Below are 7,976 nucleotides of genomic sequence, written 5' to 3'. Positions count from 1 at the left end.
GCCCTTTGCTCTGCACCCGCGGACGCACCAGCTACTGACGGTGATTGGCGACTCCGCGGGTGCAGAGCAAAGGACGAAGGACGGGCATCCGGGGGTGGGGGCCGCAGGCCGGTCCGGCGGGAGCGTGCGGCCGACGGGCATGCCGACGTCGCGCCTGCCGCCACCGCGGACAGGGACACCCGCCGACCACGGCAACCACCCGTGCCACCTCCCCGGCGTCCCAGGCCTGATCTTCGCCGGCAGGCCACCCATGCGCCACCGGCGACGGGCATACTGCGTCGCGTGTTGACCCGATTCGGCTACCTCGACGCGCCCGCGCCGCTGGCGTTCGCCCACCGTGGCGGCGCCGCCGAGGGCGACGAGAACACCACCGAGGCGTTCGCCCGGGCCATCGGGCTGGGCTACCGGTACGTGGAGACCGACGTGCACGCCACCGCCGACGGCGTGGCGGTGATCTTCCACGACCCGACGTTGCGCCGGGTCACCGGTGAGGCGGGACGCATCGCCGACATGAGCTGGGCAGACCTCGCCTCGGTACGCGTCGGCGGCGCTGCCGTCGTACCCCGGCTCGACGAGGTGTTGGGGGCGTGGCCGCAGGTTCGCTTCAACATCGACGTGAAGGCCGACGGCGGCGTCGAGCCGACGGTCGCGACCGTGACCAGGGCCGGCGCCGGCGACCGGGTGCTCCTCGCCTCGTTCAGCGATGCCCGGCTGACCCGGCTGCGGGCGCTCACCGAGGGCCGGGTCGCCACCAGCCTGGGCATGCGCGGCGTCGCCCGGCTGCGGCTGGCCTCCCTGCACGGGCGGCCACTGCGGCTGCCGCCGTCGGTGGTCGCCGCGCAGGTGCCGCCACACTACGGGCGGGTGCCGGTGGTGGACCGCCGGTTCCTCGACTACTGCCACCGGATCGGCCTTCAGGTGCACGTCTGGACGATCGACGAACCAGCCCAGATGCACGACTTACTGGATCGTGGCGTGGATGGCATCATGACCGATCACGTCGGCGTGCTGCGCGACGTCTATCGCAGCCGCGGCCACTGGGCCGCCTGACCATCGAAGGACCCCCGATGGCCGAGACCGTGACCCCCACGGTGGACGACACCCCGCCTCCGGCGAGCACCCGCCGGGAGCGCAGGGGCTGGTACATCTACGACTGGGCCAACTCCGCGTTCCAGACCACCGTGATCACCGTGTTCCTCGGCCCGTTCCTGACCACCGTCGCCGAATTGGCGGCCGGCTGCGAACTCGGCGCGGACTCCTGCGACGGCTCCGTCTACCCACTGGGCATCAAGATCGCCGCCGGGTCCTACTACCCGTACCTGATCTCGCTGTCGGTGTTCCTCACCGTGTTCGTGCTGCCGGTCATCGGGGCGATCGCCGACCGCTCGGCACACAAGAAGCGGCTGCTCGGCGGCGCCGCGTTCACCGGCGCAGGCGCCACCATCGCGATGGCCTTCGTCACCGGTGACCGCTACCTGCTCGGCGGGGCGCTCTTCCTGGTCGCCAACATCTCCTTCGGCGCGGCGATCGTGGTCTACAACTCGTTCCTGCCGCAGCTCGGCGGCCCCGACGAACGCGACGGCATCTCCAGTCGCGGCTGGGCGCTGGGCTACCTCGGCGGCGGCCTGCTGCTGGCCCTCAACCTCGTCGCGATCACCCTGCTCGACGAGGGCGACAACCCCCAACGCACCCTGGACCTGGCTCGCTGGTCGATCGTGTCCGCCGGCGTGTGGTGGGCGTTGTTCACGCTGGTGCCGCTGCGCTGGCTGCGCGAGCGCCCCAGCGTCGCGGCCCTGGCCACTGGCGGCAACGTGCTCACCGACGGGTTCCGGCAACTCGCCCGCACCATGCGCGAGGTCAAGGCGTACCCGCTGACGCTGTACTTCCTGCTGGCGTTCCTGGTCTACAACGACGGCATCCAGACCGTCATCACCCTGGCCAGCCAGTACGGCACCGAAGAGCTGCGCCTGGAGCAGAGCACCCTGATCATCACGATCCTGCTGGTGCAGTTCCTCGCCTTCGGCGGCGCATTGAGCCTGGGAGCGCTGGCCAAGCGCATCGGCGCCTGGAAGACAGTGCTGCTCAGCCTGGTCCTCTGGACCGGTGTGATCATCGCCGCGTTCCGGCTTCCCGCCGAGGCGCCGCTGCCGTTCATGGTCCTCGGCGCGGCCATCGGCCTGGTCCTCGGCGGCAGCCAGGCGCTCAGCCGGTCGTTGTTCAGCCAGCTCATCCCGGCCGGCAAGGAAGGCGAGTACTACGGCTTCTACGAGATCAGCGACAAGGGCACCAGCTGGCTCGGCCCGCTCGCCTTCGGCCTGGTGTTCCAGCTCACCTCCTCCTACCGGGTGGGCCTGGTCTCACTGCTGATCTTCTTCGTGGTCGGGTTCCTGCTCCTCGCCGCCGTACCGATCCGCCGTGCCATCGTGGCCGCGGGCAACACCCCACCCCGGGTGCTCTGAGCACGCTCCCCGCGTCCGACGGATCAGGAACGGTCGATCGGCTAGGCTGCCCGACCGTGACCGACGACGCCGCGCCCGCCCCGACCTGCCTGGCCCACCCGTTCCCCGGCCAGCCACACCCCCCGGCCGGGTGCGCGGCCGCGCGCGGGCTCGACGGGCGTCCGGTGCACGCGGCGGCGTTGAAGTTCTTCTGGGGGCCGATGGACTGCGGCAAGTCCACGATGGCGTTGCAGATGAACTACAACCACGCCCGGCAGGGCCGGCGCGGGCTGGTCACCACCCGCATCGACCGGTCGCTGGGACCGCAGGTCACCACCCGCATCGGTCTGGCCCACGAGGCCATCGAGGTCACCGACGACCTGGACCTGCGGGCCCTGGTGCGCGGCCGGTGGGCCGACGGGGTACGCGTCGACTACCTGATCTGCGACGAGGCGTGCTTCTACACCGTCGAGCACGTCGAGCAGATGGCCGAGCTGGTGGACAGCTACGACGTCGACGTGTTCGCGTTCGGCCTGGCCACCGACTTCCGCTCGCGGCTGTTCCCCGCCACGCAACGCCTGTTCGAGCTGGCCGACGAGGTGGCCCGCATCCAGGTCGAGGTGCTCTGCTGGTGCGGCCGCGAAGGGTTGCTCAACGCCCGGGTCGTCGACGGGCGGGTCGTCCGTGAGGGCGCCCAGGTCGTCATCGGCGACACCGTCGACACCGCCGAGGTGCGCTACCAGGTGCTCTGCCGCCGGCACTACCGCAGCGGCGACCTCGGCCCCCGCGACTGAGGCGCCCACCACCGCTGTCGCCGAAACCGACCCGGTGCCCCGGACGGTCAGGACCGCTGCCGGGCCGCGGCGGCCCGCACCCGGAACCGGTCGGTCAGGATCACGGCGACCGTCACCGCCAACGCCACCGCGGCGCACACCGCGACGGGTGCCCCCAGCACCACACTGACCGGCATCAACGCCAGCAGGACCACCACCGCGGTGAGCCGGCTGATCGGCAGGGTCCGCCACAGCAGCGCCTTGTAGGCGGCGTGCCCGGCCAGGAACAGCGCGGGACCACCGAGGGTCAGCAGCACGTCGACCGTGGTGGCCGGCGCGCCCGGTTCCCGCAGCAACCGCTCGTCGGCCGCCGACGTGACGACGACCCCGGCGACGATCACCGGGTGCAGGTAGTTGAACGCGACTCGACTCAACGCGCCGGTGCGCTCTCCGGCGTGGGCGATGACCTCCGTGGCGGCCGAGGCCGAGCGGGCGAAGTACACCCACCACAGCGCCACCGAACCGCCGAACGCCAGCAGGAACGCCCCGGACGTCACCAGGTCCACGTGCGAGGTGAGGGTGCTGCCGGTGACCAGGATCGACTCCCCCAGCGCGATCAGGACGAAGGCCGCGCACCGTTCGGCCAGGTGCCCGCCCTCCACCATCCACCGCTCGGGTCGGCTGCGCCCTCGTCGCGGCAGCGGATAGCCGATCGAGAGGCCGACCACGTCGATCACGATCACCGCCGCCCACACGGCCTCGCGCGCGGCCCCGCCGACCAGGCCACCGAGGAGCATGAGCAGCGACGTCCCGGCGATCCACGGCAGCGACTGCCGGAAGCCGGCGACCAGCCACGGGCTGCCCTGTACCGCCCACAACGAGAACAGGGTGCGTCCCACCTGCACGGTCACGTAGACCACCGCGAAGAGCAGACCGGTCGAGCCGAACGCCTCCGGGATCGCCGCCGACAACAGCAGGCTGCCCAGCGTCACCCCGATCAGCATCGTCCGCACCGGCCCCTGGTCCGGTTGCAGCCAGTTGGTCACCCAGGTGGTGTAGACCCAGACGAACCACACCAGCGCCAGCAACAGGGCGGTACGCCCGGCGCCCCGCCAGTCCAGGTGCGCGATCAGGTAGTGCGACAACTGGGTGATGGTGAAGATGAAGACCAGATCGAAGAAGAGTTCCGTCGAGGTGGTCGGCTGCACCCCCTCGCGTGGTCGCAGCAGCTGTGGGCGTACCGGGGCGGCGACCGGGGGTTCAGAAGGGGTCACCGCACACCCGCCAGTCCCCGTCCTCACGGACCACCGGCAGGCGACGTTCTTCGCTGATTCCGCCGTCGCGGGTCACCTTCACGGTCACCGTGCCGTGCGGTCGTCCGCTGCGGGTGGCGACCGACACGTCGGTGATCTCGTAGTCGGTGACCATCGGTGGTGTCCGCACCCAACTGGTGAAGCCGATCGCGCTCCAGCGGCTGCGCGCGTCCTCGCAGAGCCGCTCGTACGCCCGGTCACTGTCGCCGAGGGCCACCTCGCTGAGGAAACCGTCGGCGGTCTCCCGGATCGGGCCGGCGGCCTGCCGGACGGTCTGTAGGTTCCAGGCGCCCAACCCGGCCACCCCCACGCAGCACAGCGCCACGCCGAACCCGGCGAACGCCAACCCGGTGCGCATCGGGCGGTGACGCCGGGCCGGTCGGCTCCACGACTGGCCCGCACCCACGACTACCGACCGTAGAGAAGACGCTCACGCCGACGGGCGACAAGCCGGAAACTGGGTGCGCCCGATGCGCGGGTGTGCCCTGTTCGCGGCGGCCTCGCATCGTCTACCGTCGGCGCACACCCCCGAGCAGTGCCAGGAGCCGATCGATGAGCCGCTTCGTGCAGCCGGTACCACCCCCCGTCGACCCGTACGCCGGTGATGGCCTGCTGCGGTCCTGGCTGGAGCGTCACCTCGGCCCGGGCGGGCACGCCGCCGCGAAGGGCCGTCTCGCGGACCTGGCCGCCGACGTCACCGGGCCGCTGCGCGCGGCGCACGCCGACGCGGAGGCGCACCCGCCCACGCTGGTCCGCTACGACCCGTGGGGTGCCCGGATCGACCGCATCGACACCTCCGCCGGTTGGCAGGCGCAACGCGCCGCCGCCGCCCGACACGCCGTGGTGGCGCTGCCCTACCTGTCGGACGCCCGGGGCACCTGGGGTGCCGCCGCGCGGGTCGTCCAGCACGCCCTGCTGCACCTGTACGGGCCGGAGTCGGCGACGTTCTCCTGCCCGGTGGCGATGGCCGACGGGGCGGCGGCGCTGCTCAGCATGCCCGACGTCGACGCCACTGTCCGCGACGCGTGGCTGCCCCGGCTGATCTCCACGGACCCGGCAACGGCGATCACCAGCGGGCAGTGGATGACCGAGTCGCAGGGCGGCTCCGATCTGGGCCGCTCCAGCACGCTCGGCCGCCCCGCGGCGGACGGTTCGTGGCGGCTGACCGGCGAGAAGTGGTTCTGCTCCGCCGCCGACGCGGCGATGGCGGTGGCGCTGGCCCGGCCGGAGGGCGCCGGGCGGGGCAGCCGGGTGCTCGCCCCGTTCCTCGTTCCCCGGTACGCCGTCGACTCACCGCTGGCCGACGGCGCGGCGCCGGGCGCACCCGCACCGGGTGTCACAGTGCACCGGCTCAAGGACAAGCTCGGCACCCGGGCGCTGCCCACCGCCGAGATCGGCCTGCGCGACGCGTACGCCCTTCCACTGGGTGACCCGGCGGCGCCCGGTCTGGTCCGGGCGATGACCCTGGTCGTGGTGACGCGGGTGCACAACGCCGCGGCGGCGGCCGGCGGGATGCGACGGGGTCTCGCCTACGCCCGCGCGTACGCCGAGGTGCGGCACGTCGCCGGCGGCCCGCTGGTGTCCTCGCCCCTGCACCGGGCCACCCTGGGCACCCTCGCGGTCGACGCGGCGGGTGCGTTCGCCCTTGCCGGGCACGCCTTCGCCCTGCTCGGGCGGGTCGAGGTCGGCGCCGACCCGGAGGCCGCGGCCGAGCTGCGCATCGTGGCGCCGTTGGCGAAGCTGGCCACCGGTCGGCTCGCCGTCAGCTCCGCCAGCGAGTACGTGGAGAGCTTCGGCGGTGCCGGCTACGTGGAGGACACCGGCGTTCCCCGGCTGCTGCGTGACGCCCAGGTGCTGCCGATCTGGGAGGGCACCACCAATGTGCTGGCCCTGGACGTGCTGCGCGCGTTGACCCGGGAGGACGCGGGTGCGCCGCTGCTGAGCCGGCTGACCGCCGCCGTCGACCTGGCTCGGCCGCTGTCGCCGGTGCTGGCCGACACCCTGGCCACCGCCGCCGCGCAGTTGGCGGAGACCATCACCGCGGTGACCGTCGACCCGGGGGCGTCGGCGGTGCTCGCGGGCGCCCGCGGTCTGGCGTTGCGCCTGGCGCACGCGCTGACCACCGCGTTGCTCGTCGAGCACGCCGCGTGGGGCGACGAGCAGGCGGAGTTGGCCGCCCGACTGTGGGCGCGCCGCTGGCTGCGGCACGAGGAGATCGCCGAGGACGCCCACCACCACCTCGACCTGCTCTGCTGACCGGCCGGCGCGAGCGGACAGGTGGGCGCTCATGTCGGTGCTGATCGAGCTGGGTGACGACCGGGGCGCGCCCCTGGAGGAGCGCCGCCCGCCTCCGCAGGTGTCCCGCCGGTGGCGGGTGGCGGCGCTGGTGGCGGCCTGTGTCCTGCTCGGCGGTGCCGCCCCGGCCGCGCGCCTGACGCCTCAGCTCGGGCCGGCGCTGCCCGCCCGGGCGACCGTGCTCGGCGCGGGGCCGCTGCTGCTGGTCGTCGATCCCGAGCCGAACCCGCCGACGCTGAGCGCCTACGACTCGGCCGCGCCGGACGGCCCGCCGCGCTGGCGGGTCACCGTGCCGCCCGCCGCCGGGTGGTCCGCCGAGGCCGCGGGTGATTTGCTGCTGCTGGTCGAGCGCGACCAGGCGCTCGGGGCGCGGGTGACCACCGCGCGGTCGTTGCGTACCGGCCAGCCGGTGTGGCGGCGACCCGAGCGGGTGTACGCGGCCGGGAACGAGGCGGTCGCGGTGAGCGAGGTGCGCAGCGCCTCCGAACCGGGTCGGCGGGTCGAGGGCACGGTGCACGGCGTCGACCCTGCCACCGGCGCGACCCGGTGGTCGGTCCCGCTGCCTTCCACGGCGGTGCTGCGGGCGCTGCCCGGGCGGGTGCTGCTGGTGCAGGACGACGGGCTTGCCCGGCTGCTCGACGCCCGTGACGGCACCGAACGCGGGCGGGGCCAGCTTCCGCCGGCCGACTACGGCCCGGACAATCCCCAGGTCGTCGGCGCGCACCTGGTGCTGCGCCACCCGAGCGGCGGCGCGATGGCGCTGACCGGCTACGACCTACCCTGGCTGGCGCAACGCTGGCAGGTGCCGGTGCAGCCGGGTGAGCTGATCCTGCGTCCCTGCCAGGGTCTGATCTGCGGGCAGGACGAGCAGGGACGCTGGGCGATCGACCCGGGCACCGGGGTGCGAGTGTGGACGTGGCCGGCCGGGGCGCGGTGGCGAACGGTGGCTGGCCCACGGGCCGCTGCGGAACCCCTGGTGGTGCTGGGGATGGCGGCGGACGGCAGGCGCTCCCTGATCGCGACGGTGGGACGCGACGGTCATCGGGTGTCCGCTGTGCTCCCGGCGGGTGTGACCGACTGCCGCCGGGTCGGCGCCGGGTTGATCTGCCGCGACGGCACGGCCCGCGTGACGTTCTGGCCCATCGAGGGCCCCTGAC

The 7,976-nt window shown here is 73.4% G+C and carries 7 protein-coding genes; 5 read left to right on the top strand and 2 right to left on the bottom strand.

Going from position 1 to position 7,976, the window contains the following annotated elements:
- Positions 1-282: 282 nt before the first annotated feature.
- From DLJ58_RS18200 to DLJ58_RS18190, 3 genes are read left to right on the top strand one after another with little or no spacing between them, the layout of a single operon-like run.
- Positions 283-1,050: a glycerophosphodiester phosphodiesterase family protein gene (locus DLJ58_RS18200; protein ID WP_124857969.1), complete on the top strand. Its 768-nt coding sequence runs from the start codon at positions 283-285 to the stop codon at positions 1,048-1,050.
- A 17-nt stretch (positions 1,051-1,067) separates the two neighbouring features.
- Positions 1,068-2,459, top strand: coding sequence for an MFS transporter (locus tag DLJ58_RS18195; RefSeq protein WP_124857967.1), 1,392 nt, complete (start codon positions 1,068-1,070; stop codon positions 2,457-2,459).
- A 56-nt stretch (positions 2,460-2,515) separates the two neighbouring features.
- Positions 2,516-3,232 (top strand): thymidine kinase, encoded by a 717-nt coding sequence (locus DLJ58_RS18190; RefSeq protein WP_124857965.1) that lies wholly within the window; start codon positions 2,516-2,518, stop codon positions 3,230-3,232.
- A 47-nt stretch (positions 3,233-3,279) separates the two neighbouring features.
- Here DLJ58_RS18190 and DLJ58_RS18185 read toward each other — a convergent pair whose 3' ends face one another.
- Both DLJ58_RS18185 and DLJ58_RS18180 read right to left on the bottom strand, forming a co-directional pair.
- Positions 3,280-4,485, bottom strand: coding sequence for a low temperature requirement protein A (locus DLJ58_RS18185; protein ID WP_158629607.1), 1,206 nt, complete (start codon positions 4,483-4,485; stop codon positions 3,280-3,282).
- Positions 4,472-4,930, bottom strand: coding sequence for an Rv0361 family membrane protein (locus tag DLJ58_RS18180; RefSeq protein WP_386994021.1), 459 nt, complete (start codon positions 4,928-4,930; stop codon positions 4,472-4,474). The genes DLJ58_RS18185 and DLJ58_RS18180 overlap by 14 nt, the downstream gene beginning before the upstream one ends.
- Positions 4,931-5,076: 146 nt before the next feature.
- Between DLJ58_RS18180 and DLJ58_RS18175 the strand changes: the two genes are divergently transcribed.
- Positions 5,077-6,780 carry an acyl-CoA dehydrogenase family protein gene (locus DLJ58_RS18175; protein ID WP_124857961.1) on the top strand — a complete coding sequence of 568 codons (1,704 nt, stop codon included), beginning with the start codon at positions 5,077-5,079 and terminating at the stop codon, positions 6,778-6,780.
- A 31-nt stretch (positions 6,781-6,811) separates the two neighbouring features.
- Positions 6,812-7,975, top strand: a complete 1,164-nt coding sequence (locus DLJ58_RS18170) for an outer membrane protein assembly factor BamB family protein (protein WP_124857959.1) — start codon at positions 6,812-6,814, stop codon at positions 7,973-7,975.
- Position 7,976 lies beyond the last annotated feature (1 nt).

Source organism: Micromonospora arida, from assembly GCF_003857035.1.
GTDB lineage: Bacteria > Actinomycetota > Actinomycetes > Mycobacteriales > Micromonosporaceae > Micromonospora > Micromonospora arida.
This window is presented reverse-complemented; position numbering and strand designations above follow the sequence as displayed.